Consider the following 24661-nt stretch of genomic DNA (forward strand, 5'->3'; position numbering starts at 1 on the left):
TATGCACGAAACAACCACTAAAACCGCCTACACGGGCGCATTCACAAGTTTTATTATGGGGCGCATTGCCGATATGTTCGCAAATATTAATTGGGCCGATGTCGCATCTGTGGTCGGTATTGTCATCGCTGTCGCCACATTTCTGATTAATTGGTATTACAAGAAAAAAGATTTTGAATTAAGAAAATTAGAAGTAGAAGGAAAAATCAATGATAAGAAAAACCGCTAAATGGGCTTGCGGTATCACCGCCATTGTCGGTTTAACCCTCGCTTTATACGGCAATGAGATCCGCACCTCGGAAAAAGGGGTATTACTAATTGGCAATGCGGAAGGTTGCCAACGAAAACCCTATCACTGCCCTTCTGATATTCTAACCTTTGGTATCGGCACAACGGAAGCCGTAGAAAAAATCATCCCCAATAAAACTTATACCGATGAAGAAATCGCCCACGCTTTCGCCAAAGGGATTAAGCAAGCAGAAAAATGTGTAAACACCTACGCCAACGGACAAGCTATGCCGCAAGGTGCGTTTGATGCGCTCACATCCATCACGTTCAATGTCGGGTGCGGAAAACTCAAAAACAGCACGCTTTTTAAAATGGCAAGAAAAGGTTACAGCAAAGCTATGTGCGGTCAATTTGAACGTTGGATTTATGCCGGTGGCAAACCGCTGAAAGGCTTAATCGAGCGCAGACAAAAGGAAAAAGCCCTATGTTTAACTTCCTTAACTTCCTAAGTTCAAAAGAAAAATGGTTGTTATTAGTTGGCCCGCTACTACTCGTGCTGCTAATCCTATTTCAAGGTTGGCAGGCTAACCACTGGCACGCCGAAATGGTGAAAGAAGAACAGCTTAAAGCCAAATGGCAAGCCTCTTACATGGCATTAAACGAACACGTGCAACAGTTTGCCGAACAACAAAAGCAATTGACCCAAGCCGTCAATGAATTAAAACAACAACAAACCCAGCAAACACAGGATTTAAAAAATGCACTTAAACAACATCAAACTTGGGCTGACAGCCCTATTCCTGACAGCGTGCGTGGCGTGCTCAACGGATCCGCAAGCCATTAAACAACCGATACTTTGTCCGCAAACGGCAGAGTGCGGTCAATTTTCGCCACAAATTCGCACCAACGGCGAACTGGCGGAAGCCTATCAACAGGCACAACACCGTTTAAATTTATGCGTGGTTGAAAATCACAGCCTGAAACAATGTATTGATGAGTTTAATCAAAAGGAAAAAGCCAATGACTGATCAATTTGACCGTGCACAACAATTAGAAGAAATGCACCGCGAAATCGCCCTTAAAAAACACCGCACTTTTAAAGCGGTCAGCCGCCTTTACTGCGAAGATTGCGATGGGCCCATTCCCGAAAAACGCCGCCAAACCATTCAGGGTGTCACCCGTTGCGTGACGTGCCAAGAAATTGAGGAAAAACGCCAACGGAATGTTAGAAAATGAAAAAGCCCAACCAACTGCGCAAAATCCTTGAGCAAAGTTTGCCGGATTTTATTGAAAATCCCGACAAATTACAGCTCTACACGGATGGCGGACAAATCATCGCTACCGGAGCAAGCTCATTTAGTTTTGAATATCGCTACACACTGAACATCATTGTGACCGATTATGCCGGTGACATTGCTTCATTGGTTGTGCCGATGATTGCCTATCTACGCACCAATCAACCGGAAATCTTTGAAAATCCCCAACTGCGTGAAAATGCCTTCAAGTTTCAGGTGGATTACAACAATAACGACACCGCAGACATCAGTTTTGAAATCAAACTCACCGAGCGTGTGATCTCAAAAAAAGACGGCGACAGCGTGCAACTGAATTATGCAAAAGAACCGGTACTTGAGGATCCACGCTTGGTAAAAGTTTATTTGCAGACTTGGGATAATTTGATTTTTGAGGGTAAAGCATGATGAAAGACAACATTCAACAAGTCAAACTCGCTTTTGCCGAACTGTTGAAAAATATTAGTAAACCACGCCGACGTTTACTCTATCAACAAATTGGTCGGGAGCTTGCTCGGAATCAAAGAAGAAGGATTAAAGCGCAACAAAATCCCGATGGTTCAAATTATGCTCCTAGAAAACCCCGAAAACAATTTGGTAAGAAAAAAGGGCGAATTAAACGTCAATTAATGTTTAGAAAGCTCGCTATGCCCGCACATATGAAATTACGTTATGGACAAGATGAAATTTTGTTAGGTTTTTATGGGGGAGATGCAGTTATCGCTTCTGTTCACCAATACGGATTACAGAGTAGCCCATCTAAACATAAAGCGTTCAAAGTGAAATACGCCCAGCGTGAATTGCTAGGCTTTAATGATGAAGATATTGAGATGATTAAACGCTTTGTTATAAAAGCTATTGCAGAAGGGATTAATTAACTTAGTTTTTGATTGAGGCGATCAAGGTGTTTATTTAACCAATTAACGATATACAAAAGAATAGTTGCCGCTGCATAAAAAAGAACGGCACAAAGCGCATAAATAAACCAATCGCTTAAATAAAAAAGCGGGGCTAGAGCCAATACTATAGCAGCTAACGTGATATACCAAAACCGCATAGCAAGACCAAATACTACTATAGCTAGATAACCAATAGTGACAACACCACTGATAGCCATAGCAATAATAGCAGGCAATCCAAACACAAGTAACAGTAAGGTTAGGATAAGTTCCATGGCATTCTCCTTAGTAGATATTTTCATTTTTGAAAAATAATCAAACTTTGTCAATATAAAGAGTATAAAAAATGAATAAATTAGCCATTCAAGTCACCCTAAATGCGATTGATAAATTAACTGCGCCCTTTCGCAATGCCTCTAAAGAGGCGCAAAAGCTCGCTCAATCACTTAATCAAACCAAAACAGCAAAGAAAGGTTTAGAAGATCAGCAAAAATTAATTAATAGTTTTACTGCGCTAAAACAATCAGTCAGTCAAAATAAACAAGCATTGACGGAAGCGCAAAAGAAAGCACAAGATTTAGCGAAACAATTTAATGCGACGAGTAATCCAACCAAAAAACTAAAACGAGAATTTGAAAATGCAAAACGTGCAATCACCCAATTGAAACAAGCGCAAATTGCCGAAAATAATAAACTCAATCAAGCTCGCCGTGCATTATCTGAAGCTGGTATAAGTACAAAAAACTTGTCACAGTCACAAAGGGAACTAAAAAGAAAAATAGAAGCGGCTAATCAATCTATTCAAAAGCAAGAACAGCGGCTACAAAAATTAAATCAACGTACCAAAGAACAAGCCCGTTATCAAAAACAAGTGCAAAAATTAAAATCAGGCAGTGATTTTGCTGCAGGTTTTGGTATGCGTGCTATGGCTCACGGTGGCGCTGTATTGGGAAGTGGTTCATTGATGATGAAACCCGCCCTTGAATTTGAACAAGAGTTTTCCAATGTGCAGGCTTTAGCTCGATTAGATAAAACCAAAGATGCCGAAAAAATTAAGCAATTAAGAGATCAAGCGATTCAACTTGGCGCAACCACCTCATTTACCTCAAGAGATGTTGCTGCAGGGCAAGGTTATTTAGCTATGGCTGGGTTTAATGATAAACAAATTTTAGACTCTATGCCTGCCGTGTTAAATATGACTAAAGCAGCTGGAATGGAAATGGGACGGGTTGCAGATATTAGTTCGGATATTTCATCCGGGTTTAAAATTCCTGCAGCAGAAATGAATCGTGTCGCCGATGTGCTAACTCTCACGTTCACCTCAAGTAATACCAACCTTGAATTATTGGGTGAAACGATGAAATATCTTGGCCCTATTGCTGCGAGTACCGGGCAGGATTTTGAAACAATGTCAGCTATGGTGGGGTTATTAGGTAATGTAGGGATTAAAGGTTCTCAAGCCGGTACATCTCTACGTTCCGCTATGTTACGCCTTGCAGGGCCGCCAAAACAAGCTGCAAAAGCAATGAAAAAATTAGGTTTATCCGCAAAAGATAGCAAAGGCAACATGCGGGCATTAACCGATATTCTTGTCGATGTGGAAAAGAAAACGGCTAAGATGGGATCTGCGGACAAAATGGCCTATTACAAAGCTATTTTTGGTGCAGAAGCCGCAACAGCAATGGTAGAACTGGTTAAACAAGCCGGAATTAATGGCATTCAAGAAATGAGTGATAAGCTCCAAAGCGCTGCCGGCACAGCAGAAAAAGTAGCAGAAACCATGGCAGATAATGTTATGGGGGATCTTAAAAATCTGCAAAGTGCGAGTGAAGCTCTTACTATTTCTATCTTTGATGAAACATCAGATAGCCTACGGGAACTCATTCAACAATCAACTCAATTTTTACGCACCGCAAATCAATGGATAAAAGCTAATCCACAACTTGCCGCAAGCATTACTAAGTGGGTTGCAGGAATTAGTGCCGGATTAGTCGCCGTAGGCGCATTAAGTTTAGTTTTTAGTTACTTATTATATCCTGTTGGACGTGCTATTTTATTTTTCAATAAATTTACCGGTGCAAGTAAATTATTAAATCTCGTTTTATTTAATTCTGATAATAAATTTAAATTACTTAATAAATCCTTATTTTCCAGCAAAACAACATTCAATGGAGCCTCTTATGCAGGACGGCAATTTTTATCATTGATAAAATTAATACCAGCAAAATTCCTTGCCATATTGAGTAAAATGAAATCCCTTTCTTTTTGGCTGAACGGATTAAAAATGCTTGCTCGTGTAGCACTCTCACCGTTGCGTTTGGCATTGGTAGGAATCGGTTCTATATTAAGTTTCTTGCTATCGCCGATTGGCTTACTCACCGCCGCTTTTGTAGCTGCCGGTGTTTATATCTACCGAAATTGGGAAAAAGTGCGGGCATTTTTTGGTGGCTTTTGGGAAGGATTAAAATCCGGTCTCGCCCCTGTCATTGAAAAATTCAAACCATTGGGCGATCTGTTTGGTGTTGTGGTCGGTTGGATTGAAAAAGCAGTAAAATGGTTTACTGATTTACTCTCACCGGTTCAAAGCACCAGAGATGATCTAGATGCCGCCGCAAGTGCCGGTAAAAAATTTGGTGAATGGCTTGCTGCAGGGATTGATTTAGTCACTAAACCGTTGCAATGGGTGATGGATAGTATCAAGTGGGTTGTTGATAATATGCCAAGTGTAGATAAAATCGCTACAACGCTTGTATCTAAAGAGCATGCTGCACAACTCGAAAAAACGGCAAATATGGCGAATTATATGGGCATGGAAGAGTTTATCCCCTCGCCCCCAAAAGTACCAAATGTAAACAAATGGTCAGGTGGTTATGCAGGCAACGGTGGAAAATATGAGCCTAAAGGCATTTTCCACGGTGGCGAATATGTGATGACAAAAGAAGCCACGTCACGCCTTGGCATTCACACCCTAAACGCCCTCAATTACGGCAAACAAGCCTTGATTGCAGGTGGGTTAGGCATCAGTGTCGCCACAGCCGCACCGGTGCAAGTAGATCAACGACCGCCAATTTCGGCACGCCCTGTTGCAACACAGGTTGCACAGCCGATGAATGTGCAAATCACCATCAATGCTGCCCCGGGCATGAATGAAAAAGATATTGGACGCATTATTGAACAAAAATTTAGGCAAATCCAAAACCAAGAACAAGCACGTTCACGGAGCATTTTACGAGATCGTGTTTAACCAAAGGGCGAAAGCCCTTTTTTGTTTGATTAAAAAAATAACTCGCGTTATAGTAGGGGCATTACCCATAGGAGTGTGAAAAATGTTTAAAGAAAAAGGCTATGATGAATTTCTAGTGGCAAGTATTAAACGTGGTGAAGAAGATGTTGCGGCAGGGCGTGTCTTTACTTTAGAACAAACCAAAGCACATCTACAAAAAACGATCGAACAAAAAGCACAGGAGCTTGAAGCAGCCGAACGTGAAATGTTGATTTATGGCTAATATCATTTTTACCCAAGAAGCCGACCGCAACTTAAATGAAATTGTTGCCAACGTGATTGAATATACGGGTTATGAGGTCAGTGGAATTAAATTAGCCAATGATATTTTAGCTAAAATTGATGTTATCGCCTATATGCCTGCCGCTGCTGGTAGAATTATTCAGGATAACCGCCGTGAGGCATTCTGTCGTGGTTATCGTATTGTTTATGATATTGTCGGAAATGAGGTCTATATTCAAACCATTATCCACTCCCGCCGATTATATCCTCGTCCATAATTCTTTTTGAATTATCTATGAAAGCAAGTCTGATGACTTGCTTTTTTGTTACACCAAAATCCACACTTCCCCACCCTCGCATTTATCCCCCATCTCGCCAACAATAACGCTATTTATTACAACTGAAAAAAGGCTTTATGTCCGCCGAGTTCAACCGCCGATTAGATAACCTTATTCGCTTTGGCACCATTGACGAAGTTGATTACACAACAGCCCGTGTACGGGTAAAGAGCGGTCAAATTTTGACGGATTTTTTACCTTTTATTACGCTCCGTGCCGGCACAACAAAAACGTGGTCGCCCCCTACTGTGGGTGAGCAATGTGTGATTTTGGCGGCAAGCGGAGAATTTACTACGGCTTGCGTATTGGTTGGGCTTTACACGCAAAACAGCCCAAGCCACTCCCCTGATTTACACATTATTCAATTCGCCGATGATGCAACCATTGAATACAACCAAGTAAGCGGGAGATTGAACGTTGTAGGGATTAAATCCGCCTTTATCAATGCCAGTGAACAAATAGATATTTTTTGCCCCACAGTAAACATCAAAGGCAATGTCAATATTAATGGTTCACTTTCTACAAGCGGTACCAGCACCACAAAAGGCAATATCAGTACACAAGGCAGCGTAACGGCAAGCGGTGATATTAAAGGCGGCAGTATTAGCCTACAAAACCATAAACACCTTGAACAAGGTGACGGACAAGAAACGAGCAAAGCAAGATGAACAGATTCACAGGCGAACGATTAGCGGACGAATCCACCCACATCAAACAGTCTATTGCAGATATTTTACTCACCCCCATTGGCTCACGTATCCAACGGCGGGAATATGGCAGCCTAATTCCTATGCTGATTGACCGCCCGATTAGTCGCATTCTTATGCTACAACTTGCCGCTTGTGCGGTGACGGCGATTAACCGTTGGGAACCCCGTGTACAAATTACCCAATTTAAACCGCAACTGACAGAGCAAGGTATTACCGCCAGTTATGTAGTACGTTATCGCAAAAATAATCAAGAAATTCGTAATGAACAACTCTTACTCGGTGGCAAACAATGAGTGAACTTGTCGATTTATCAAAACTTGATGCACCCAAAGTGCTTGAAGATTTAAATTTTGAAACCTTACTCGCCGAGCGTAAGGCAGAATTTATTGCTTTATTCCCACAAGAAGAACGCGCATTTTGGCAAGCCCGATTAAACCTTGAAAGCGAACCTATCACTAAATTACTGCAAGAAGTGGTTTATCTGCAGTTGCTTGAACGTTCTCGAATTAACCAAGCGGCACAGGCGACTATGTTGGCGTATGCCACAGGTTCGGATCTTGATGTCATCGCTGCCAACTTCAACGTGCAACGACAAGTCATTCAAGCAGAGGACAACAGCGTTACGCCAAAAATACCGGCTATTTTAGAAAATGACACCTCATTAAGATTACGCACCCAACTTGCATTTGAGGGGCTTTCCGTTGCGGGTCCTCGCTCCGCTTACGTCTTTCACGCCCTTTCCGCTCATCCGGAAGTCGCCGATGTTTCAGTGGTTTCACCCGAACCGGCACAAGTGACCGTCACGATTTTAAGCCGAATCGGGCAAGGCACGGCAAGTGAAAGCGTATTAAATGCGGTGCGTAAAAAACTCAATGATGAAAATATCCGCCCTATTGGTGATCGTGTGACTGTGCAAAGTGCGGTGATCCACGCTTATAGCATCCGAGCCAAATTACACTTATACCGTGGGCCGGAATATGAACCAATCAAAGCCGAGGCATTGAAAAAACTCACTGCCTACACGGAAGAAAAACGAAGACTTGGGCGTGATATTAGCCTTTCTGGTATTTATGCCGCTTTGCATTTAGAAGGCGTGCAACGTGTGGAATTATTAAGCCCCACTGCCGACATTGTGCTACCAAGCTCAAAATCCGCTTATTGCACCGACATTAATCTTGAGATTGTGACCAGTGATGATTACTAGCCACTTATTGCCGATTGGTTCAACACCACTGGAAAAACGGGCGGCGGAAATTCTAAAAAGTGCGGTTGAAAATCCCATCATTATTGCGGATTTAATCAATCCTGACCGATGCCCTGTTGAATTGCTCCCCTATCTTGCATGGGCGTTTTCCGTTGATAAATGGGACGAACATTGGACGGAGGAAGTAAAACGTATTGCGATCAAACAATCCTACTTTGTACATAAACATAAGGGGACGATTGCCGCCGTTAAACGGGTGATTGAACCTATCGGCTATTTAGTTGAGCTGAAAGAATGGTTTAACACTCAACCGCAAGGAATCCCCGGCACATTTAGCCTAACTGTGGAAGTGCCGGAAAGTGGCCTGAGTGAACAAACCTACAATGAATTAGTGCGACTGGTCAATGATGTAAAACCTGTCTCACGCCACTTAATACAGCTTGCTATCGCTATCTCGCCTACCGGCTCACTTAACACATTTGTCGGGCAACAAGAGGGCGAAGTTATCACCATTTACCCACAAGGATAATTATGGCTTCACAATATTTTGCAATTTTGACGGATTACGGCACAACCGCTTTTGCCAACGCATTAAGCAGTAAACAGCCGTTACAACTCACCACCTTTGCCGTGGGTGACGGGAACGGACAAGTCGTTACCCCAACAGCCAATCGCACCGCACTTGCACGTGAAAAACACCGTGCGCCGGTAAGTGCAGTTTCGCTCGATCCTCGCAACAATAAACAAGTGATTGTCGAACTGACCATTCCTGAAAATGTGGGCGGTTTCTATATTCGCGAAATGGGCGTATTTGATAATCAAAACAAACTGGTTGCCTATGCCAACTGCCCAGAAAGTTTTAAACCGACCGAAAGCAGTGGTAGCGGAAAAGTTCAAGTATTACGCATGATTCTCAAAGTTTCATCATCAGATGCAGTCACATTGAGCATTGATCACAGCGTGATTTTTGTTACACGCCAACAACTAAACCCTAAAACTATCACCGCAGAAACACAAAACGGATTTGATGAAAGTGGTCACACTCACGAAATTGATCGTGCGAATACGGAAAAAGCCGGTATTGTTCAGCTCTCAAATGACGACAACAGCGATGATGAAACCAAAGCCCCGACATTAAAAGCGATTAAAAAACTCAAAGGGCTTTATGACGGATTGCGGCGTTTGTTGGATAACTACATTCCCAACAGCAAAAAATCCAATGCGGTTAATAGTGCGTCATCTGATACGGTGGCAACTTCGGTTGCGGTTAAAACAGCTTATGACAAAGGAGTGGAAGCAAAAAACGCTGCTGATAATGCTAACAACAATGTAAACAGACGTGCGTTTGGACTTGCATTATCAAACGAGGATTTAAACAGCATTGCTGTTACCGGCATTTACGGACAATCTTTAAATTCCAACTCAACATCAGCTCGACATTATCCAATAGAACAAGCCGGGAAGCTGATAGTGACTGGAAGCTCCGGCTTTGGCGCACAGCAGCTTTATATCAGTTATCACGATAATCACATTTATGCGCGAGGGAAAAATCAAAATGGTTGGAGTGACTGGAAACGCATTGACGGCTTAAACGGAGTGTCAAAATCGGGCGATACGATGACCGGAAATCTGGTCATTGATACGGATGATTCGTTGCTTAAAGGTAAAAGAAGCGGGGTGAATAAATATGCTGTCGGGCTACGAAATAGTACAAGTAACGATGTTGTCGTGCTCAATTATACTGATAATACCTCGATCGAATTGCTTGCGAATTCGGTTTACTCAAATAAAACGCTTGTCGCGCCGGGAATGATTCTGGAGGATTCTGATTGGACGGGATTAAATATAAAAAATTTATCGGGTCGCTACGTCAGATTTGAAGGCAATCCTCATTCCGCAACTAACATGCTGACTATTATGTATAGGGAAGCAAACGGAACAAATATTAATACGGTTTCTTTGCGGAAGAAAGGCGGTACGCTGGCATTACTTGAAGATTTTACCTATCAAAAAATTGGTAATTTCGAAGTTAGACGCTATCCAGACGGAACGATGATTCAGACTTATTTCGCTGAATTCAATGATATTTTCGGCGCTAACTCCGGACTGGGCGGTTCTGGGCAAAAACAATTAACTTGGGCTGCGGCTTTTGTTGGTAAACCCATAGTGTTTGGCAACATCACCACATCTCTAGAGGAGAATCATAATGCAGGAGTAAATATACTTACTAAATCAACAAACACTACATTATATTGGTATAACTATGAGAGTGGTAGCGCTAATCAGAGGTTGTGCCGCTTGCAATTTTTGGCAATCGGGAGATGGAGATAATGGCAATTTATTTTAAAGACGGATTTTTTAATGATGATTTTGGCGGGTTTGTGCCGGAAGGCGCGATAGAAATCAGCGAAGAAAAATATATTGAGTTGCTTGAGGGGCAAGAGCAAGGAAAACAAATCATCAGTGATAAACAAGGAACCCCAGTACTGCTTGAGCCACAACCCAGTCCGGCTCACGAATTAAAAGATGGTGAGTGGATTATTTCAAAAACCAAAATAACCGCACTTACCACCCAACGCAAAACAACCCTTTTACAACGCATTGCGGACAAAACCGATCAATTTAAAATGCAATATCTGCAAGGGTATTCTCAAGCCGAGATTGACAGTTTTTACCGTCAAGAACGTGAAGCGAGAAATGAATTGCCGGAAATGATTTTAACGACAATTTTTGAAGGTCGCGACGACTTAGAAAATATTGAAGAGCTGAAAAAGAAAGTCATCGAAAAAGCAGATTTATTCGCTATCGTCATGGGTAAACTTTTTGCGATTAAACAAAATTTTGAAACCCATATTGAGCAAGCTGAAACATTGGAAGACTTAGACAAAATTGAACAGGAGATTGAACAATGGCAAAAACTGTAAAACAAAAAATGAAGAATTGGGCTTATCACATCTTAATCGCTGTTGATCAACTATGTAATGCCTTGGTAGGCGGTGCGGCAGATGAAACCTTTTCAAGCCGTTGTTATCGTGGTGCAATATTGGCAGATAAGCCGAAAAAACGGTGGCGCGTGTTATATCGTGTGATTAATGGGCTGTTCCTTGACAAAAATCACTGCAAAACAGCCTATGAAAGCGAGATTTCACGCAAACAATATCCACAGGATTTTGCATAACAAAAAATGCGGTCAAAACTGACCGCATTTTGTTAATTTACTGCTCACACTTTCCCCCACTCGCACTCCCTCACAGCTTCCGACAAAATAGCCTTGCTTTTTTATATTTCAATCTGAAACCATAGGGCTAAATTATGTCTGAAGAATATCTACACGGTGTCAAAGTTACGGAAATTTCCGAAGCCTTGCGCACCTTGACGACATCCTCTACTGCCGTCATTGGCTTGGTTGCGACAGCATCTGATGCAGACAATGACACCTTCCCACTCAATAAACCGACCTTACTCACCGGCATTACACCGTCAATGATTGCCAAAGCAGGCAAAACAGGCACACTTTCCCGTGCATTAGACGGCATTTTAGATATTGTCAATTGTAAAGTCATTGTGATCCGTGTGGAAGAAAGTGACGATGAATCACAAATGAAAGCAAACGTGATCGGCGGTGTGGATGAAGAAGGCAATTACACCGGCTTAAAAGCCTTTTTAGTTTCCGCTGCCGTTTGCGGTGTTAAACCCCGCATTTTCTGTGTGCCGAAATATGATTCGCAAGATGTCGCCGTTGAATTAATCAGCGTGGCGCAAAAACTCAACGGTTTTGTCTATGCCTCTTGCTACGGTTGCAACACGAAAGAACAAGCCGTCACTTATCGCCGCCAGTTCTCACAGCGTGAGTTGATGTTGATTTTTGGCGATTTCCTTTCCTTCAATCCGCACACTAAACAAACAGAAATCGACTATGCCGTTACCCGCGCTGCAGCGATGCGTGCGTATCAAGACAAAGAATTTGGCTGGCATACCTCCATTTCAAACAAAGGCTTAAACGGTGTGACAGGTGTTACTAAGCCACTTTCCTTTGATATTAATGATTCCGCAACGGATGTGAATTATCTCAATGAACAAGGCATTACCGCTTGTATCAATTACAACGGCTACAAATTCTGGGGCTTGCGTACCTGTTCTGCCGACAAATTGTTCATCTACGAAAACTACACCCGCACCGCACAAGTGCTGAAAGACACTATTGCGCAATCATTCGATTGGGCAGTGGATAAAGATATTTCCGTCAATCTTGTAAAAGAGATTGTGGAAGCAATCAATGCGAAATGGCGTGAGTTTGTGGCGAAAGGTTATTTGGTTGGCGGCAAAGCCTTTATCAATCCTGAATTAAACACCGCAGCAACCTTAAAAGATGCGAAATTGATTGTCTCTTATGATTACTGCCCTGTGCCACCATTAGAACAGCTTGGCTTTAACCAATATATCAGCGATGAATATTTGGTTGAATTTGCAGCCAACATCGCAAAAGTAGGAGCGTAACAAATGGCTTTACCCCGCAAATTAAAACTCATGAATTTCTTGGCTGACGGCAATTCTTATCGTGGTCAAGTCACCGAAATCACTCAACCTAAATTGGCATTGAAACTGGAAGAATACCGTGCAGGCGGTATGTTCGGACCGGTTAAAGTCAATCTCGGTGTTGAAGCCCTTGAAGCACAATTCAAAATGGGCGGTTATATGACCGAGCTTTTGAAACAATTTGGCGGAGCGATTGACGGCACACCTCTACGTTTTGCCGGTGCATATCAACAAGACGACGCCGAAGAAGTCACCGGTATTGAACTTGTTATGCGTGGTCGTTTTGGTGAAATCGACAATGGTACCAGTAAATCGGGCGATGACACCGAACAAAGCTACACTGTGCCTTTGACTTATTACAAAATCATCGAAAACGGCAAAGATATTATCGAAATTGATCTGCTCAATTCCGTGTTTATCGTGGACGGTAAAGACCGCTTAGCGGAACACCGTGCAGCCATCGGCATTTAATTTCACACACCTTGCCCCGAAAGGGGCATTTATTCACTCTTGGAAATTTCCACATTATTTTTGGAAATTTCCAATTTAAAAACGGAAATTATGTTATGAAAAACGAAACCTCAAAAATTATTACACTTAGCTTGCCGATTATGCGTGGTGACAAGAAAATCACCGACATCACCGTGATTAAACCCACTGTGCCGGCACTAAAAGGCTTGAAAATGTTTGATGTGTTGCAAATGGATGTCGATTCATTGCAAAAATTATTGCCGCGCGTAACACAACCTGTTTTACACAAGGCTGATTTTGACACTATGGAAGTGGCAGATTTCACCGAATTATCTGCGGCGGCTGTCGGTTTTTTAGGGAAGAACTCGGAAACGGAAGATCCGACCGAGTAATCTTAATCGCTGCCACGGTGGAAGATGCCATGGCAGATATTGCCCTGATTTTCCACTGGCAACCACAAGCCTTTGACGAGATGACATTTAGCGAGCTTATGCAATGGCGGGAAAAAGCGAGAGAACTCAATGAGACAGAAAGTGATTGATTATTTAATGGCAAAACCCCGTTATGTGATTTGGCGCATTTTGTTGGCCGCACTTCTCTGCTTTTGGCTGATTGTTATCTTTAGCATTGCTTTTCTTTTTCACTAATCAAGAGCGGTCAGAAATCAAGGGATTTTTTGACCGCATTTTTACAGGATTTTATTATGAAGATTAAATCATTACATATTTTAGATTTTTTCCGTGAATTATTTATTTTTTCCGTTGTACTTGCCATTTTTCTTTTTGGTAATTCAGCGGCAGAAGAAACTCTTCTTTGGTTTTTTTGTTTAATTTCATTTTTGGCATTTATGGCTGCCGGCGTAAACAGTTCAAATCCTAAAACAAGATTCACTCAAAATAAAACAAGGTTTGAGTTTTGTACACTTTTAGCCTTGTGTCTTATCGTGGTTTATTTTGAGCATTGGGTCATTGCAACATTGGTGTTTGTCTCTAATTTTGTATTTATAGCCTCTTGCATAAATCAGGATAAAAAGGACAACTAAATGCTCCAAAACTCCACCCTTGCTGCTCTTGGCGTGTTTGTGTTTACCCGTCAAACTGTACCTTTTCAGAGTTTAGACCGTCAATCATCGTGGCGACATCCCACCAATTCCGTTGTGGGGCAAATGCCAAAAACCCAGTTTACTGGTAAAGATTCTGAAACCGTTACTATTAGCGGTCGATTAATCCCTGAAATCACAGGTGGTACATTAAGCCTTGCCATGTTGGAATTAATGGCGGAAAGCGGTGCGGCATTTCCTCTGATTGAAGGGGCAAATTTTATGTTGATGGGGTTCTTTGTCATCGAATCAATCCAAGAAACCCGAACCGAACTATTTGGAGATGGCACGGCACGCGCCATTGATTTTACCCTTAATTTAAAACGTACTGATGATCCGCTATTGATTGATCTTGCGCAAAATATAATGGGAGCATTTTAATGTTTGAGTTTGCCACGAATCACCGCACACCTAAATTTTCTGTAGTGGTGATCACACAGGACAAACAGAAGAACGACATCACCCAAACTGTCGCTGACCGTTTAATGAGTATGCAGATTGAGGACAATCGAGGCTTTGAAGCGGATATGCTTGATTTGCAGCTTTCCGACCACGACGGCAAACTCGCCCTTCCCCCTCGTAACGCCGCCATTCAAGTGGCGATAGGCTGGCAAGGTGAGCCGTTGATTGATAAAGGAAAATATTTGGTTGATGAAGTGCAGTTTTCCGGCTCGCCCGATACCCTCACCATTCGGGCAAGAGCGGCAGATTTAAAAGGAAGTCTTAGCGAGCAAAAAGAGCGGTCATTTCACAACATAAAATTAGGTGCATTGATTGACCAAATCGCCAAAGAAAATAAATTGGAAAGCCAATGTGCCAAAGAATATACCGAACAAACCATTTCGCACATTGACCAAACCAACGAAAGCGACATTAATTTACTGACACGTCTTGCAGAAGAATATGGCGCAATGGCAACAGTGAAAAATGGCGTGTTGCTGTTTATGCCATTGGGCGCAGCCAAAACCGCCACGGGCAAACCTATTCCAACGGTGCAAATCACTAAATCGAAAGGCGACAGTTACAACTTCAGCATTGCCGAAAGCGACAACTACAAAGCCGTGCGTGCCTATTGGCACAATACGGACACCGGCAAACGGGGGGAGATCACCGTTGATACCAATACTAAAATTGTGAAAAAACAACGTATGACAAAAGGCAGAACGCTGAAAAACGGCACAGTAAAAGGCAGTCGATTGAGCAAGCGGAAATACAACACCGTAGAACAACAAGAGCCGGTCACAAGCAATAGTGATCAAATCAAAACCCTACGCCACACTTACGCCACAGAAGCCAGTGCGATTAACGCGGCAAAATCCGCTTTTGACAAACTCAAGCGTGGTGTAGCCAGTTTTAGCATCACCCTTGCCTACGGCATACCGGATTTAATGCCGGAAACCCCGGTGCAGTTGAGCGGATTTAAGCAAGAAATTGATGGAGCGGATTGGTTGATTACGAAGGTTTCGCATAGTATCAGTGATAATGGCTATACTTCGCAAGTGGAGTGTGAGTTGAAGGTTGAGGGGGAAGAAATGGCTATTAAGAAAGAAGAAAAATAAAATTGAGAAGTGACTCACAAATTTATAAATTCACAATAATAAAAGATTGCATTTAAGGCAAAAAAAGTTATTATTGCACTGACGTTATGTAATAGTAACAAAGCACAAAGAGTAATAGGGGCGGCTACTTTGTGTGATCCCGCCCAGTGGGGAAATTGCATGTGTGTGCGAGGACACTCAACGGACGGGCTGAAAGGTCCGTCACTTTTTTTCTAAAAGCGGGTATTTTAGCCTCGTTTCTTTTGTCTGCACTATTCTTGGTCCTTTAGTCGGATCATAAAAATACCAAATATTAAATTTTTTTTCTGTATCTAAGGTATCGTACATCAATTTATCCCAACCAAGATGTTCTGCAATGAAAGCCGAAAGTGCTTGTTTTCGCTCTGAAGATGAATCTTTCTGATACCCACTCAATACAGCTCCTAGCAATAAATCACAAAGTTGAACACCATGGCAGCTCTTAGAATTGACTTCATTTAACTTTAAAATAGCATTGGGGATAGCTGTTTTTCTACGAATAATATGATTGGCGATAATATGCATTGCTTCATCGGCTTTATGATAGCTAAAGGGTAAATCATCAACAGATAAAATAAAACGATGCTCTCTGTTTTTATAGAGTGATCTCTCTATTTTATTACAAAGCAACATATTAAAATGTTTCTGCTTAGCTGTTTCATAATTACCCTTATGAAAAGATTTATTTACTATGGCTAATTGCACAACAATACAATTAAAGAATAGATAATTAGACTGAAAAAAGAATCGAACCAAGTCATTATAAAATTCTGCATAACGCTTAGAATTTGCGCCTTGCCACTTTATCTCATCTGTACAGAAATGTTTTTGGCGCAGTGCGGTGACTTCTTTTTCGAATCGAGCCAAATTATCTTCCCGAATCCATAATGCCCCAAAAGCATAAAACGGTTTCCCACTTATACCAGATTCATCACAGAATAAATGCCAAGTATGACTCATATTTAATAACCTAATATAATTCTAAGAAAACCAATGTTTTGAAGCAGCCTCTATACTCTACCCCTACATAATAAGGATTTCTTTCTTTTTGTACGATATCTACTATTCTTGCTTTAGGTGAGCCAAGAATAATTACTTCATATTCATTGCAATCTTGTTCAGGAATAGGATAACAACGGATATTATCTCCTTTTATTCTTATACACCAATGAACGTCACTATCTTCATGAACATTAGCGATATATGGATCTAATGTGGTTGAAAAAATCTCTAATAATTTAAATTCTTTTCCTATTGCCTCTTTGTTTAATGGAATTGACGGAGGAAGATCTCCTTGATGAAATAGCACTTGTTCGACGGGTAAAATAAAATTAACTGTTGATAATTCTTGTGCTACATCAGATAATTCAACAGATTTTTCCTCCTTGATATATTGTGTTGTAAATGGAAATTGTTGTAAATCGGGTGAGTTATTAACCCATTCTTTACGTTTAGCACTGTTCCATAAAGGCTCATCTAATAAAGCGGAATTTTTCTCAAAGATAAAGAACTGAAAGAAATCTTCCGGTTTATTAAAACCTCCAATGGGATAGATTTCTTCATCTATATTAGGTAATTCTATAAACATTCTCTTTTATCCCCCATACATAGCACATCTACCCACAAATACTCTCACAAGGCACACCATCACGATCACGGTCAAGTTTTTTCATACCGCACTGATGTAAATGAAATTTGGCATCGTCACAATTATCCATATCTTTGCAGGTGCGTTTGCCATCATTACAACTAAATTGCTCTGAATCCGCTTTCTTCCCTTTGGCAAGTACAGGGGAAGAAATCAGAAAAAGTGCGGTTAAAATGAAGGTGAGTTTTTTCATTACCTATCCTTAAAATTTTTGTAACTCATATTTGAAAATTTGTTGTTCAATTTCATAATCAGATAGATCTTTCTTGAAAAAATAGGCACAACGGTCTTTATTAATATTTATTTTGAACCCTGAATTATTATCACGGTTTCTCACTTCTATTGATTTAAAATTAATATTACGCCAGTAATCAGGTTCTGAATAAGAATCTTCACAAATCAAACTAACAATATATTTTGCATAATCACGTTGAATCACTGATTTATCAATTTTTACTGAAAAAATGTAATTTTTATAATTCACATCTTCTTCCGGATCTGCCACAGATAAAACTTCATCGAATAAATCCACAATTTCATCAGGTACAGTTTGAGCTTGAGAAAAATTACAAAATAATAAAGCGAGAAATAGCAAATTCTTTCTCATCTTTTCCTCTATAAAAAATGCCCATAACATTGGGCATCTATAAAATTAAGATTTAGGGCGAGTGAACAATACGAACAAGCCAAGAATAACATCACCAATCACCCAAAGGGTTAAAATAATACTTGCACCTAATCCCGTACCGATTGCAGCTCCGGCTCTTTCAGCCTCACTTGTTGCACTATTGATTACTTCAGCACTAGAGCCAACACCGCCAACAAGCCAAATTAACATCAGCACATTAAACAAAATGAACACCCATTTAAACACCTTTCCCATAAAAGTGCGTTTAGGCTTCCTTAGTTGCTTACCACATGATGGACATTTTAGAGCTTGATCACTCACTTGATTACTACATTCTGGACAATTAATTAATGCCATAATTTTTCTCCTATTGGTTCCTGATATTGTTTTATAAAACCTTCGCTTTCAACTCAACCGCCCGAATAAACTTACCGATAATCACGGCGGTGTCGAATAATTCGTCTGTAATATCAAACGGGGGGTAAAGCGGGTTATCGCTTAATGCCCGAAAAATACCGGTCGGCAAACGTTGCAGGCGTTTGATATAGAGTTCGCCGTTAAGGTTAAAGGCGTAAACCCCATCGCCGATATATTCTTTAATTTTGGTATCAATAAACACTAAATCATCGGGCATAATGGTCGGCACCATACTGTCGGTTGGCACGCTAAAGAGATAAATCCCTTTTGTTGTTGAGCGTCCGAGTAAACGTTGCACGCCTTCTTCTGTGAAATACAGGCGGGATAATACTTCAGGATAATCACTATTGATAATGCCTGTTGAGTTTGCTGCCAACTGCACATCTAACAAATCAACCCGTAAATGATGTTGTTCGTCCTGTTCCTCCGTATAAAGTGCAGTGATCACTTTATCGTTAAGTTCTCGCTCCCCTTCCCCTGTTTTCAGCCAATGCACGTTCACACCAAGTGCGGTCGCAATTTCAACAATATTTTTAGGCGCACGCGTTTTACCACTCACAATATCGCTAATGGCTGGTTGGCTCACTCCTACTAACTTTGAAAAAGCGTTCATTGATAGCCCTTTTTCATCAAGTAAAGTTTTAAGACGGGTCGATAAATCAGACATAAATTTCTCCTTGCGTATAAGTTATAGGTAAACCTTGAACAAAACAATAAAATATTTCTTGCAATAATTTAAAGTTTTCCTATAATTTAATTCAAAGATAAATTATAAGTAAGGTTATAATCTAGAACATGAATGAATCTGTGAGTAAAGCGATTGATATTTGTAAAAGTCAATCTGCATTAGCAAGAGCATGTGGTGTTAGCCAACCTACAGTAAATCTTTGGCTAAATGGAGGAAAAATGGACGTGAAATATATTCCGCCCTTTCTGCAAGCCACAAATTTTGAAGTGAACCCAACAGAATTGCGACCGGATGTGGATTGGCAGACGATTTATGAAGGGTTGAAAAAGGTTTTTGAGAAGAAAGCTAAAGCGCTTTAATCCAACGAACAAAACGCTCAATTTCGTTTTTGATGTAATGGCGTTCTTTATAAGTAAACAGTGCCATCAGTAAACCAATAAACCAACGAAGGTGACCTTGCGTAAACGCATAGTTTTGTATTGTTAGCGTAGGATTATCACTCAATAAGATAAAAGTGAGGGTGGAGATGGCGGCAAAGAGAGACCAATTAATGATGAAATTTAATAATCGTTTAAACATAGCGTATATCGCAGCGTTAGTTGTTTTTCTTTCAGGTGTGTTAGTACACATTTTGGCATAACAGGAGGCATTATGGCAAACAACGTTGATGAACAATTGAGAAAGGTTTTTGAGTAAGAGAAAGGGGATGTGTATGTGTGAATTACGTGATCCACAAGAAATTGGGATTTTTGAGCAGTATTTTATGAATAAATTTTTGGCGGTTTCACAAGCCAATTGGGAAAAGGTCGATGTGAAGAGCCAATTTGATAAGAAAGAAACCTTGGCTAAATCTCGAGCTTATCTTGATTTGGCGAAAGAGAAAGGTTTTGAGCAGGCTTATGCAAAACTTGAATTAGATTTTGCCGAGCAAAATTGGGTGTTACATCGTGCTGCGCTTGCCGAGCAGGAAAAATTGCTCAAACAATATTATGAAGAAAAGTGGCGTCGTGCATTTATTCATTTTGAGCAAACCAAGCGTGCTTGTCATCCGTGTAAAACAGACGGTCAAAAGGATTTGGACAATGTTCCTCATCAAGGTAATAAGAGCGGCGAAGATATTGCTCAATCTGTTCAAATTCCTGCCAATGGTGACATTCAATTGTTCGATAAAGATAACCAAGATGGGCAATGCCAATGCGATAAATGCGTTGACAAGAAATGATTTGATCTGTGTCTGTTTCAAAGGTGTTTAAAAACGCAAGAAGTTCAGCGTCATTTTCTGGAATGTGGGGCGGATTTAATGCGGTTTTCATAGTGTCTCCTGATTAGTTGTTTAGGGCAAAGTATAACAAAGGTGTGTGAATGAATGTAGATCATAAATGTACGAACTGCGGAAGCAATAATATTCGGGTTCGGACTTCTGAAAAAATCGGGTTGTTGGTGATTGATGTGATTGCTTATTGCAACAATTGTGGGACGGAGTTGAAAGTCACCAGCCAAATCACGCGGGTGAGAACACCGACTTATCACGAACGCCCTGAGGCGTTGAGGGTGAGTAAGCCGTTAAAACAGATTGATGAGCGTCAGTTAGAAATCGCCACCGATTAATCTTTAATTTTCCTTTTAATTTTAACCCTTGTCGTTTGATGAAAATCAATCGACAGGATTTTTGCAACCAAAATTTAGGAGTTTGAGCAAATGACAAGCAAAAAATATACCTACGACAGCCAAAATGCCCGCAAGCGTGAGCGGGTAAATATGTGGCAGCTAAACCAAAAGGTGAAAGCATTGGAGCTGAAAGTGAAGGTGTTGGAACGTCATATCACACATCAAGTCGGCTTAAATGCGCAACAGGTTTTATTGAATGAATCCTTGCACGACCGTGTAGCAGAACTCGAAATGGCGAAGTGGCACAACCCTGTGAAACGTTGGTTTAAGAAATGGGTTGATTTCGTCACGGGGAAATAAGCGAGGGGGTGTGCGGTGTACGTTTTAGAAACAGAAAGCGCAGCGGAAAAATTCTGCAAAGAACATCAAGTAGCTGTACCACAAATCAGCAGTATTGATGATTCACTGCATTATTTAAACGGTGAAAGCCGTTTCCGTGTTGAACGGAGCTTTGACCGTTTACAACAAGGTTTTAGTGAGCTTTTGCTGACTATCGCCGAAGTGGATTTGAGCGATTTAAAAAGCCGTCATTACACGGGTTTCAAACTACACCACTACACCAAACAAGGGCAACGCAAGATAGCCCGTGCTTTTCGCAAAGTGCGGTTACTTTCACAAGCATTTCCGGAAAGTATTACAGAACGGGAATTTTTACAAATCGACAGACGAGGGGAATAAATGGCAACCGTGATTTTTACTCCTGCTGCAATTTCTGTTTCTGCTGCTAAAGATTACTACGAAAAAAGAGAACTTGCGCAAGAACAGCTCTTTGCTTACTACCACCACTTAAACAGTGGAGATGATGAGCTAGCAATAGCCGCTTTTAATGAATTTTTAAGATGTGGCAACGAGGCGGCAGATGCACACAAAATTTATTTAGAAAAACATAACGATTGGGCAATGTGGAGAGCGAATAGAAGATGATTGATGTAATTGTGGGATTCATTGTGGCAGTGCTAGGTTTAATGCTTTTGGCTGCAGTGTTGAATGTAGTGTTGGGATTGTTAGCGGATTGGCTTAGTCAATATTTTTAGGGGGCAAATATGGCGATTTTTACTGATTTTGGCACGCTTGGCGTGATAGACACGGAAGAAGATTCGTTTGAAATTTATGTAGGTACAACAGTTGAAGGAAAGCCGATACTCCATTTTGACAATGGCTTTTCATTAGAACCCGATGAATTGCTCAAGTTATATGAATGGATTGGTGAATGGTTACGTGGTGCAGGAAAGATTGAATAAGGAGAAAAAATGGCAGAAACAAATATTTGTATCGCATTAGATTGTGGGGCGACGTTAGAAATTATGCCAATTGGCGCACGTTTTCAAGTATTGGAAATTTTAGGTGATCAAATAGTTGGCATGGCAAACAAAAAACCCGTGCGATTGGTGGCTTGCATAGCACGGTTTGGGGTGCGATTGAAGAAGTCCGCCGTTATGACTTGGCTCAATATGAAGTATTGAGTTTGGAAGATTTGCTAAGTGCGGTGAATTCGACCAACGCCAAAATTAAAGAATACTTTGAATTGCATAGTGAATATTTAGCCAATACGGCGATGTAATAGGTTTTAAATGATGAACTGGGTAGCAGAACGTGATCTTAATCTTGCCAAGCGTGAAAACGCGATGGCAGAAGCACGTGCGTTGATAATGGAAAGTGCGGTCAAAATCAACCGCACTTTAGACCATGCACAGGCAACCAGTGCACAAATGGCGTTATTTTCTGCTGCACCACACCAGTTTGATTATGTTGAAAAACTGCTTTCCGTTCTACCACGCAAACGCCAACGTGAACATTTTCGCAATGTTTGGTTACGTGCCTTTGATTCTGTTGCTGATGACGGTTCTATCGGGTTTAAATTTGGCAATAAACAAGCGGCTTATGCCAATAGCTATTTACGCGAAATTTTAACCAAACGATTAAAAGCGGTTTTTCAACATTATCACATTAGCCTTGATTGGCTTGCCGAACGGGATACTCATTCCCGTGCAGTTGCACTTAATAAAGGTAAATCTATTCCGCAGTTGCCATTTTATTTGTTGGGAGAACACCAGTTAAAAGATATGGCATACAAACTGGCTTTGTTGTTTTCCGGTTTGCAGTCGGATTTTGTCAATGAACAAGCGGAACGCAAGGCAAAAGGTGAAATCACGCTTGATGACTTTGCTGATCTTGCGCATGAGATGTACCGCTTATGCGGTGAAGTCTGTGCGGACATTGGTTTTCCACTCAAGAACTGGCACGCCTTTCTTGAGAATCCTTTTTTAGATGTGAACAAAATCGACATTGATTTACAGAAATCCGTCTGTGAAAAGCATTGGACACGTCAGTTAAAAACCGCTCAAAAACGATTAAAAGAACACGTGGAAATTGGTTGTGGGGCGGTTTCGGCAAAAGTCAGTCCTTATGTTTCACAAAGTGCGTTGAGTGAATACCGTACGCAGAGAGCGGCGAATATGGAGTATCTCGAGCAGATGGAGTTGGAAAATTTAGACGATGAAACGGAACGTATGCCGCTGATTGAGATGTGGAAAAAATCGGTCGGCAACCCTGCCATTCGTTTTAACGAGATGATGAACCGCTTGCGTGGCATTGATGAATGGGCGGAGGAAAACCACTATGTTTCGTTGTTTTTAACTTTGACTGCACCCTCTTCTTTCCATGCGACACATCACAATGGAACAAATAATAAAAACTGGCAAGGTTCAAGCCCACGAGATACCCAACGCTATTTAAATAAAGTGTGGGCGCAGTTGCGTGCACAATTTGCCAAACGTGATATTGGCTTTTTCGGTTTTCGTGGTGTGGAACCGCACCATGATGGCACTCCACACTGGCATTTACTGATTTATGTCGCACCGGAACACAAAGAAACGGTGATTAAGTTATTCAAGAAAAAAGCATTGGAGCTTGATGGAGAGGAATTTGGGGCGAAAAAACACCGTTGTAAGGTGGATGAAATCGACCCTGAAAAAGGTTCTGCCATTGGCTACATTGCGAAATATATCGCCAAAAATATTTATGCCGGCAAACAGGCGGACGAAAAATCAGATGAAGTGGAAGATTTAACCTTGCGTGAAAACGTGATGCGTGTGAGTGCATGGGCGAATCTTTGGGGCATTCGTCAATTTCAATTCTACGGCACACCGCCAATTTCGACATGGCGTGAGTTACGCAAGATTGATGATGCCATGGCATCTTATGCCGATGATGATGTATTAGACACCGGACGTGCGGTGGCTGATGTGGGCTGTTTTGGCAGTTATTTGAATGTGCAAGGCGGGGCAATGGTGAAACGTTGCGATCAGCCGATTTGCATTGAGTATGAAGAAACCGAGCCGAATAAATACGGCGAAACAAGAAAGAAAATTGTGGGGGTGAAAAACAGATTTAGTTTAAAAACCATTATCACCAAAGTGAAAAATTGGGTGATTAAGAAAGGCAGTGTGGTTTCCACGTCTGCCGATTCGGAGTCCACCGAAACAAACAAGGCGCAGCGCGCCGCTTGGACTTGTGTCAGTAACTGTAACCGTTCAAAAATTGAGCATCAAGCCAATCAATTGATGTTGTCTATCGGTTTTCCGTTAAAACCACGTCAAATTGATATGTTGATGAAATATGGAAGGTTACGGCTTAATGACTATCGGTGGATTTGTTGTGAAAACGACCACGTTTTCATCGAAGAAGTGAAAATTCCTTTGGCTCAAGCCTTTGGTTGGGGTGAGAGTTTGGGGGATTTTAGGGTTAATTAAG

At 41.2% G+C, this 24661-nt stretch carries 41 protein-coding genes; 33 read left to right on the plus strand and 8 right to left on the minus strand.

The window, feature by feature from the left end; translation table 11 throughout:
* The first annotated feature begins 1 nt into the window (after position 1).
* From PNEUHYL_RS02545 to PNEUHYL_RS02575, 7 genes are read left to right on the plus strand one after another with little or no spacing between them, the layout of a single operon-like run.
* Positions 2-229, plus strand: a complete 228-nt coding sequence (locus tag PNEUHYL_RS02545) for a phage holin (RefSeq protein ID WP_059365715.1) — start codon at positions 2-4, stop codon at positions 227-229.
* Positions 210-737 carry a lysozyme gene (locus tag PNEUHYL_RS02550; RefSeq protein ID WP_059365716.1) on the plus strand — a complete coding sequence of 176 codons (528 nt, stop codon included), beginning with the start codon at positions 210-212 and terminating at the stop codon, positions 735-737. Before PNEUHYL_RS02545 ends, PNEUHYL_RS02550 begins: the two co-directional genes overlap by 20 nt.
* Entirely contained in the window at positions 713-1072 is a 360-nt protein-coding gene (locus PNEUHYL_RS02555) for a hypothetical protein (protein WP_059365717.1), read from the plus strand. The genes PNEUHYL_RS02550 and PNEUHYL_RS02555 overlap by 25 nt, the downstream gene beginning before the upstream one ends.
* Positions 987-1256 carry an Rz1-like lysis system protein LysC gene (lysC, locus tag PNEUHYL_RS02560; RefSeq protein ID WP_059365718.1) on the plus strand — a complete coding sequence of 90 codons (270 nt, stop codon included), beginning with the start codon at positions 987-989 and terminating at the stop codon, positions 1254-1256. Before PNEUHYL_RS02555 ends, lysC begins: the two co-directional genes overlap by 86 nt.
* A complete protein-coding gene (locus PNEUHYL_RS02565) occupies positions 1249-1464 on the plus strand; it encodes a TraR/DksA family transcriptional regulator (protein WP_059365719.1) in 216 nt (71 codons plus the stop codon). Before lysC ends, PNEUHYL_RS02565 begins: the two co-directional genes overlap by 8 nt.
* Positions 1461-1928 carry a phage tail protein gene (locus PNEUHYL_RS02570; RefSeq protein ID WP_059365720.1) on the plus strand — a complete coding sequence of 156 codons (468 nt, stop codon included), beginning with the start codon at positions 1461-1463 and terminating at the stop codon, positions 1926-1928. Before PNEUHYL_RS02565 ends, PNEUHYL_RS02570 begins: the two co-directional genes overlap by 4 nt.
* Complete coding sequence (locus tag PNEUHYL_RS02575) at positions 1928-2398, plus strand: phage virion morphogenesis protein (protein WP_059368802.1); 471 nt, start codon at positions 1928-1930, stop codon at positions 2396-2398. Before PNEUHYL_RS02570 ends, PNEUHYL_RS02575 begins: the two co-directional genes overlap by 1 nt.
* Here PNEUHYL_RS02575 and PNEUHYL_RS02580 read toward each other — a convergent pair.
* Positions 2395-2694 carry a hypothetical protein gene (locus tag PNEUHYL_RS02580; RefSeq protein ID WP_059365721.1) on the minus strand — a complete coding sequence of 100 codons (300 nt, stop codon included), beginning with the start codon at positions 2692-2694 and terminating at the stop codon, positions 2395-2397. The two genes, PNEUHYL_RS02575 and PNEUHYL_RS02580, sit on opposite strands and share 4 nt — an antisense overlap.
* Positions 2695-2765: 71 nt before the next feature.
* Between PNEUHYL_RS02580 and PNEUHYL_RS02585 the strand changes: the two genes are divergently transcribed.
* The 17 genes from PNEUHYL_RS02585 to PNEUHYL_RS02665 all read left to right on the plus strand — a co-directional run bounded on the left by PNEUHYL_RS02585 (position 2766) and on the right by PNEUHYL_RS02665 (position 15841).
* Positions 2766-5663 (plus strand): phage tail tape measure protein, encoded by a 2898-nt coding sequence (locus PNEUHYL_RS02585; RefSeq protein WP_059365722.1) that lies wholly within the window; start codon positions 2766-2768, stop codon positions 5661-5663.
* 82 nt (positions 5664-5745) lie between these two features.
* The gene (locus PNEUHYL_RS02590) at positions 5746-5925 is read left to right on the plus strand and encodes a hypothetical protein (RefSeq protein ID WP_059365723.1); all 180 of its coding nucleotides are present in this window, start codon (positions 5746-5748) and stop codon (positions 5923-5925) included.
* Positions 5918-6202: a type II toxin-antitoxin system RelE/ParE family toxin gene (locus tag PNEUHYL_RS02595; RefSeq protein WP_059365724.1), complete on the plus strand. Its 285-nt coding sequence runs from the start codon at positions 5918-5920 to the stop codon at positions 6200-6202. Before PNEUHYL_RS02590 ends, PNEUHYL_RS02595 begins: the two co-directional genes overlap by 8 nt.
* Before the next feature lie 137 nt (positions 6203-6339).
* Positions 6340-6930 carry a phage baseplate assembly protein V gene (locus PNEUHYL_RS02600; RefSeq protein WP_059365725.1) on the plus strand — a complete coding sequence of 197 codons (591 nt, stop codon included), beginning with the start codon at positions 6340-6342 and terminating at the stop codon, positions 6928-6930.
* Positions 6927-7265: a GPW/gp25 family protein gene (locus PNEUHYL_RS02605; RefSeq protein ID WP_059365726.1), complete on the plus strand. Its 339-nt coding sequence runs from the start codon at positions 6927-6929 to the stop codon at positions 7263-7265. The genes PNEUHYL_RS02600 and PNEUHYL_RS02605 overlap by 4 nt, the downstream gene beginning before the upstream one ends.
* The gene (locus tag PNEUHYL_RS02610) at positions 7262-8176 is read left to right on the plus strand and encodes a baseplate assembly protein (protein WP_059365727.1); all 915 of its coding nucleotides are present in this window, start codon (positions 7262-7264) and stop codon (positions 8174-8176) included. The genes PNEUHYL_RS02605 and PNEUHYL_RS02610 overlap by 4 nt, the downstream gene beginning before the upstream one ends.
* Positions 8166-8705 carry a phage tail protein I gene (locus PNEUHYL_RS02615; protein ID WP_059365728.1) on the plus strand — a complete coding sequence of 180 codons (540 nt, stop codon included), beginning with the start codon at positions 8166-8168 and terminating at the stop codon, positions 8703-8705. Before PNEUHYL_RS02610 ends, PNEUHYL_RS02615 begins: the two co-directional genes overlap by 11 nt.
* 2 nt (positions 8706-8707) lie before the next feature.
* Positions 8708-10507 (plus strand): phage tail-collar fiber domain-containing protein, encoded by a 1800-nt coding sequence (locus tag PNEUHYL_RS13655; protein ID WP_077665737.1) that lies wholly within the window; start codon positions 8708-8710, stop codon positions 10505-10507.
* Positions 10498-11100 (plus strand): hypothetical protein, encoded by a 603-nt coding sequence (locus tag PNEUHYL_RS02625; RefSeq protein WP_059365729.1) that lies wholly within the window; start codon positions 10498-10500, stop codon positions 11098-11100. Before PNEUHYL_RS13655 ends, PNEUHYL_RS02625 begins: the two co-directional genes overlap by 10 nt.
* The gene (locus PNEUHYL_RS02630; protein WP_059365730.1) at positions 11085-11354 is read left to right on the plus strand and encodes a hypothetical protein; all 270 of its coding nucleotides are present in this window, start codon (positions 11085-11087) and stop codon (positions 11352-11354) included. The genes PNEUHYL_RS02625 and PNEUHYL_RS02630 overlap by 16 nt, the downstream gene beginning before the upstream one ends.
* 134 nt (positions 11355-11488) lie before the next feature.
* Complete coding sequence (locus tag PNEUHYL_RS02635; RefSeq protein WP_059365731.1) at positions 11489-12673, plus strand: phage tail sheath protein; 1185 nt, start codon at positions 11489-11491, stop codon at positions 12671-12673.
* A 3-nt stretch (positions 12674-12676) separates the two neighbouring features.
* Positions 12677-13183, plus strand: a complete 507-nt coding sequence (locus tag PNEUHYL_RS02640; protein WP_059365732.1) for a phage major tail tube protein — start codon at positions 12677-12679, stop codon at positions 13181-13183.
* Positions 13184-13278: 95 nt separating this feature from the next.
* Positions 13279-13575 carry a phage tail assembly protein gene (locus tag PNEUHYL_RS02645; RefSeq protein WP_059365733.1) on the plus strand — a complete coding sequence of 99 codons (297 nt, stop codon included), beginning with the start codon at positions 13279-13281 and terminating at the stop codon, positions 13573-13575.
* A gap of 29 nt (positions 13576-13604) precedes the next feature.
* On the plus strand, positions 13605-13724 hold the full coding sequence (locus tag PNEUHYL_RS02650) for a GpE family phage tail protein (RefSeq protein ID WP_059365734.1): 120 nt from the start codon (positions 13605-13607) through the stop codon (positions 13722-13724).
* Between the two features lie 162 nt (positions 13725-13886).
* Positions 13887-14225, plus strand: a complete 339-nt coding sequence (locus tag PNEUHYL_RS02655) for a hypothetical protein (RefSeq protein WP_059365735.1) — start codon at positions 13887-13889, stop codon at positions 14223-14225.
* Positions 14226-14663 carry a phage tail protein gene (locus PNEUHYL_RS02660; RefSeq protein WP_059365736.1) on the plus strand — a complete coding sequence of 146 codons (438 nt, stop codon included), beginning with the start codon at positions 14226-14228 and terminating at the stop codon, positions 14661-14663.
* On the plus strand, positions 14663-15841 hold the full coding sequence (locus tag PNEUHYL_RS02665) for a phage late control D family protein (RefSeq protein ID WP_059365737.1): 1179 nt from the start codon (positions 14663-14665) through the stop codon (positions 15839-15841). The genes PNEUHYL_RS02660 and PNEUHYL_RS02665 overlap by 1 nt, the downstream gene beginning before the upstream one ends.
* A gap of 201 nt (positions 15842-16042) precedes the next feature.
* On the opposite strand, the gene PNEUHYL_RS02670 is transcribed toward PNEUHYL_RS02665, so the two are convergent.
* From PNEUHYL_RS02670 to PNEUHYL_RS02695, 6 genes are read right to left on the minus strand one after another with little or no spacing between them, the layout of a single operon-like run.
* On the minus strand, positions 16043-16819 hold the full coding sequence (locus PNEUHYL_RS02670) for a DUF3800 domain-containing protein (RefSeq protein ID WP_059365738.1): 777 nt from the start codon (positions 16817-16819) through the stop codon (positions 16043-16045).
* A gap of 10 nt (positions 16820-16829) precedes the next feature.
* On the minus strand, positions 16830-17447 hold the full coding sequence (locus PNEUHYL_RS02675) for a hypothetical protein (protein ID WP_059365739.1): 618 nt from the start codon (positions 17445-17447) through the stop codon (positions 16830-16832).
* A 28-nt stretch (positions 17448-17475) separates the two neighbouring features.
* Entirely contained in the window at positions 17476-17700 is a 225-nt protein-coding gene (locus PNEUHYL_RS02680) for an excalibur calcium-binding domain-containing protein (protein WP_059365740.1), read from the minus strand.
* A gap of 9 nt (positions 17701-17709) precedes the next feature.
* Positions 17710-18144 carry a hypothetical protein gene (locus PNEUHYL_RS02685; protein WP_129582406.1) on the minus strand — a complete coding sequence of 145 codons (435 nt, stop codon included), beginning with the start codon at positions 18142-18144 and terminating at the stop codon, positions 17710-17712.
* 15 nt (positions 18145-18159) lie between these two features.
* The gene (locus PNEUHYL_RS02690; RefSeq protein WP_059365742.1) at positions 18160-18492 is read right to left on the minus strand and encodes a zinc ribbon domain-containing protein; all 333 of its coding nucleotides are present in this window, start codon (positions 18490-18492) and stop codon (positions 18160-18162) included.
* Between the two features lie 31 nt (positions 18493-18523).
* Positions 18524-19219 carry an XRE family transcriptional regulator gene (locus tag PNEUHYL_RS02695; RefSeq protein ID WP_059365743.1) on the minus strand — a complete coding sequence of 232 codons (696 nt, stop codon included), beginning with the start codon at positions 19217-19219 and terminating at the stop codon, positions 18524-18526.
* A gap of 128 nt (positions 19220-19347) precedes the next feature.
* On the opposite strand from PNEUHYL_RS02695, the gene PNEUHYL_RS02700 reads away from it, so the two are divergent.
* Positions 19348-19599 carry a helix-turn-helix domain-containing protein gene (locus PNEUHYL_RS02700; RefSeq protein ID WP_059365744.1) on the plus strand — a complete coding sequence of 84 codons (252 nt, stop codon included), beginning with the start codon at positions 19348-19350 and terminating at the stop codon, positions 19597-19599.
* Here PNEUHYL_RS02700 and PNEUHYL_RS02705 read toward each other — a convergent pair.
* Entirely contained in the window at positions 19586-19819 is a 234-nt protein-coding gene (locus tag PNEUHYL_RS02705; protein ID WP_059365745.1) for a hypothetical protein, read from the minus strand. The two genes, PNEUHYL_RS02700 and PNEUHYL_RS02705, sit on opposite strands and share 14 nt — an antisense overlap.
* 133 nt (positions 19820-19952) lie before the next feature.
* On the opposite strand from PNEUHYL_RS02705, the gene PNEUHYL_RS02710 reads away from it, so the two are divergent.
* The 8 genes from PNEUHYL_RS02710 (at position 19953) to PNEUHYL_RS02745 (ending at position 24660) form a co-directional block, all read left to right on the plus strand.
* Positions 19953-20462 carry a hypothetical protein gene (locus PNEUHYL_RS02710; RefSeq protein ID WP_059365746.1) on the plus strand — a complete coding sequence of 170 codons (510 nt, stop codon included), beginning with the start codon at positions 19953-19955 and terminating at the stop codon, positions 20460-20462.
* Between the two features lie 140 nt (positions 20463-20602).
* Positions 20603-20848 carry a hypothetical protein gene (locus tag PNEUHYL_RS02715; RefSeq protein ID WP_059365747.1) on the plus strand — a complete coding sequence of 82 codons (246 nt, stop codon included), beginning with the start codon at positions 20603-20605 and terminating at the stop codon, positions 20846-20848.
* Positions 20849-20938: 90 nt separating this feature from the next.
* Positions 20939-21208 (plus strand): hypothetical protein, encoded by a 270-nt coding sequence (locus PNEUHYL_RS02720; protein WP_059365748.1) that lies wholly within the window; start codon positions 20939-20941, stop codon positions 21206-21208.
* A 15-nt stretch (positions 21209-21223) separates the two neighbouring features.
* On the plus strand, positions 21224-21586 hold the full coding sequence (locus PNEUHYL_RS02725; RefSeq protein ID WP_059365749.1) for a hypothetical protein: 363 nt from the start codon (positions 21224-21226) through the stop codon (positions 21584-21586).
* Positions 21587-21832, plus strand: a complete 246-nt coding sequence (locus tag PNEUHYL_RS02730; RefSeq protein ID WP_059365750.1) for a hypothetical protein — start codon at positions 21587-21589, stop codon at positions 21830-21832.
* 119 nt (positions 21833-21951) lie between these two features.
* Positions 21952-22149 (plus strand): hypothetical protein, encoded by a 198-nt coding sequence (locus PNEUHYL_RS02735; RefSeq protein ID WP_059365751.1) that lies wholly within the window; start codon positions 21952-21954, stop codon positions 22147-22149.
* A gap of 9 nt (positions 22150-22158) precedes the next feature.
* On the plus strand, positions 22159-22371 hold the full coding sequence (locus PNEUHYL_RS02740) for a hypothetical protein (RefSeq protein WP_255204457.1): 213 nt from the start codon (positions 22159-22161) through the stop codon (positions 22369-22371).
* 108 nt (positions 22372-22479) lie between these two features.
* Positions 22480-24660: a replication endonuclease gene (locus tag PNEUHYL_RS02745; RefSeq protein WP_059365752.1), complete on the plus strand. Its 2181-nt coding sequence runs from the start codon at positions 22480-22482 to the stop codon at positions 24658-24660.
* Position 24661: the final 1 nt, after the last annotated feature.

The sequence above is a fragment of the Rodentibacter caecimuris genome, assembly GCF_001019715.1.
GTDB classification, from domain to species: Bacteria; Pseudomonadota; Gammaproteobacteria; order Enterobacterales; family Pasteurellaceae; genus Rodentibacter; species Rodentibacter caecimuris.

What these genes read in the sequence shown, in the direction of transcription:
- PNEUHYL_RS02550 (WP_059365716.1), top strand. Translation starts at nt 210, where the DNA reads ATGATAAGAAAAACCGCTAAATGGGCTTGCGGTATCACCGCCATTGTC.
- PNEUHYL_RS02735 (WP_059365751.1), top strand. Translation starts at nt 21,952, where the DNA reads ATGGCGATTTTTACTGATTTTGGCACGCTTGGCGTGATAGACACGGAA.
- PNEUHYL_RS02625 (WP_059365729.1), top strand. Translation starts at nt 10,498, where the DNA reads ATGGAGATAATGGCAATTTATTTTAAAGACGGATTTTTTAATGATGAT.
- PNEUHYL_RS02630 (WP_059365730.1), top strand. Translation starts at nt 11,085, where the DNA reads ATGGCAAAAACTGTAAAACAAAAAATGAAGAATTGGGCTTATCACATC.
- PNEUHYL_RS02745 (WP_059365752.1), top strand. Translation starts at nt 22,480, where the DNA reads ATGATGAACTGGGTAGCAGAACGTGATCTTAATCTTGCCAAGCGTGAA.
- PNEUHYL_RS02720 (WP_059365748.1), top strand. Translation starts at nt 20,939, where the DNA reads ATGACAAGCAAAAAATATACCTACGACAGCCAAAATGCCCGCAAGCGT.
- PNEUHYL_RS02585 (WP_059365722.1), top strand. Translation starts at nt 2,766, where the DNA reads ATGAATAAATTAGCCATTCAAGTCACCCTAAATGCGATTGATAAATTA.
- PNEUHYL_RS02640 (WP_059365732.1), top strand. Translation starts at nt 12,677, where the DNA reads ATGGCTTTACCCCGCAAATTAAAACTCATGAATTTCTTGGCTGACGGC.
- PNEUHYL_RS02665 (WP_059365737.1), top strand. Translation starts at nt 14,663, where the DNA reads ATGTTTGAGTTTGCCACGAATCACCGCACACCTAAATTTTCTGTAGTG.
- PNEUHYL_RS02710 (WP_059365746.1), top strand. Translation starts at nt 19,953, where the DNA reads ATGTGTGAATTACGTGATCCACAAGAAATTGGGATTTTTGAGCAGTAT.
- lysC (WP_059365718.1), top strand. Translation starts at nt 987, where the DNA reads ATGCACTTAAACAACATCAAACTTGGGCTGACAGCCCTATTCCTGACA.
- PNEUHYL_RS02605 (WP_059365726.1), top strand. Translation starts at nt 6,927, where the DNA reads ATGAACAGATTCACAGGCGAACGATTAGCGGACGAATCCACCCACATC.
- PNEUHYL_RS02655 (WP_059365735.1), top strand. Translation starts at nt 13,887, where the DNA reads ATGAAGATTAAATCATTACATATTTTAGATTTTTTCCGTGAATTATTT.
- PNEUHYL_RS02730 (WP_059365750.1), top strand. Translation starts at nt 21,587, where the DNA reads ATGGCAACCGTGATTTTTACTCCTGCTGCAATTTCTGTTTCTGCTGCT.
- PNEUHYL_RS13655 (WP_077665737.1), top strand. Translation starts at nt 8,708, where the DNA reads ATGGCTTCACAATATTTTGCAATTTTGACGGATTACGGCACAACCGCT.
- PNEUHYL_RS02705 (WP_059365745.1), bottom strand. Translation starts at nt 19,819, where the DNA reads ATGTTTAAACGATTATTAAATTTCATCATTAATTGGTCTCTCTTTGCC.
- PNEUHYL_RS02545 (WP_059365715.1), top strand. Translation starts at nt 2, where the DNA reads ATGCACGAAACAACCACTAAAACCGCCTACACGGGCGCATTCACAAGT.
- PNEUHYL_RS02615 (WP_059365728.1), top strand. Translation starts at nt 8,166, where the DNA reads ATGATTACTAGCCACTTATTGCCGATTGGTTCAACACCACTGGAAAAA.
- PNEUHYL_RS02590 (WP_059365723.1), top strand. Translation starts at nt 5,746, where the DNA reads ATGTTTAAAGAAAAAGGCTATGATGAATTTCTAGTGGCAAGTATTAAA.
- PNEUHYL_RS02660 (WP_059365736.1), top strand. Translation starts at nt 14,226, where the DNA reads ATGCTCCAAAACTCCACCCTTGCTGCTCTTGGCGTGTTTGTGTTTACC.
- PNEUHYL_RS02695 (WP_059365743.1), bottom strand. Translation starts at nt 19,219, where the DNA reads ATGTCTGATTTATCGACCCGTCTTAAAACTTTACTTGATGAAAAAGGG.
- PNEUHYL_RS02635 (WP_059365731.1), top strand. Translation starts at nt 11,489, where the DNA reads ATGTCTGAAGAATATCTACACGGTGTCAAAGTTACGGAAATTTCCGAA.
- PNEUHYL_RS02690 (WP_059365742.1), bottom strand. Translation starts at nt 18,492, where the DNA reads ATGGCATTAATTAATTGTCCAGAATGTAGTAATCAAGTGAGTGATCAA.
- PNEUHYL_RS02565 (WP_059365719.1), top strand. Translation starts at nt 1,249, where the DNA reads ATGACTGATCAATTTGACCGTGCACAACAATTAGAAGAAATGCACCGC.
- PNEUHYL_RS02670 (WP_059365738.1), bottom strand. Translation starts at nt 16,819, where the DNA reads ATGAGTCATACTTGGCATTTATTCTGTGATGAATCTGGTATAAGTGGG.
- PNEUHYL_RS02715 (WP_059365747.1), top strand. Translation starts at nt 20,603, where the DNA reads ATGAATGTAGATCATAAATGTACGAACTGCGGAAGCAATAATATTCGG.
- PNEUHYL_RS02610 (WP_059365727.1), top strand. Translation starts at nt 7,262, where the DNA reads ATGAGTGAACTTGTCGATTTATCAAAACTTGATGCACCCAAAGTGCTT.
- PNEUHYL_RS02675 (WP_059365739.1), bottom strand. Translation starts at nt 17,447, where the DNA reads ATGTTTATAGAATTACCTAATATAGATGAAGAAATCTATCCCATTGGA.
- PNEUHYL_RS02650 (WP_059365734.1), top strand. Translation starts at nt 13,605, where the DNA reads ATGGCAGATATTGCCCTGATTTTCCACTGGCAACCACAAGCCTTTGAC.
- PNEUHYL_RS02680 (WP_059365740.1), bottom strand. Translation starts at nt 17,700, where the DNA reads ATGAAAAAACTCACCTTCATTTTAACCGCACTTTTTCTGATTTCTTCC.
- PNEUHYL_RS02555 (WP_059365717.1), top strand. Translation starts at nt 713, where the DNA reads ATGTTTAACTTCCTTAACTTCCTAAGTTCAAAAGAAAAATGGTTGTTA.
- PNEUHYL_RS02570 (WP_059365720.1), top strand. Translation starts at nt 1,461, where the DNA reads ATGAAAAAGCCCAACCAACTGCGCAAAATCCTTGAGCAAAGTTTGCCG.
- PNEUHYL_RS02700 (WP_059365744.1), top strand. Translation starts at nt 19,348, where the DNA reads ATGAATGAATCTGTGAGTAAAGCGATTGATATTTGTAAAAGTCAATCT.
- PNEUHYL_RS02580 (WP_059365721.1), bottom strand. Translation starts at nt 2,694, where the DNA reads ATGGAACTTATCCTAACCTTACTGTTACTTGTGTTTGGATTGCCTGCT.
- PNEUHYL_RS02600 (WP_059365725.1), top strand. Translation starts at nt 6,340, where the DNA reads ATGTCCGCCGAGTTCAACCGCCGATTAGATAACCTTATTCGCTTTGGC.
- PNEUHYL_RS02685 (WP_129582406.1), bottom strand. Translation starts at nt 18,144, where the DNA reads ATGTTATGGGCATTTTTTATAGAGGAAAAGATGAGAAAGAATTTGCTA.
- PNEUHYL_RS02575 (WP_059368802.1), top strand. Translation starts at nt 1,928, where the DNA reads ATGAAAGACAACATTCAACAAGTCAAACTCGCTTTTGCCGAACTGTTG.
- PNEUHYL_RS02645 (WP_059365733.1), top strand. Translation starts at nt 13,279, where the DNA reads ATGAAAAACGAAACCTCAAAAATTATTACACTTAGCTTGCCGATTATG.
- PNEUHYL_RS02595 (WP_059365724.1), top strand. Translation starts at nt 5,918, where the DNA reads ATGGCTAATATCATTTTTACCCAAGAAGCCGACCGCAACTTAAATGAA.
- PNEUHYL_RS02740 (WP_255204457.1), top strand. Translation starts at nt 22,159, where the DNA reads ATGGCAGAAACAAATATTTGTATCGCATTAGATTGTGGGGCGACGTTA.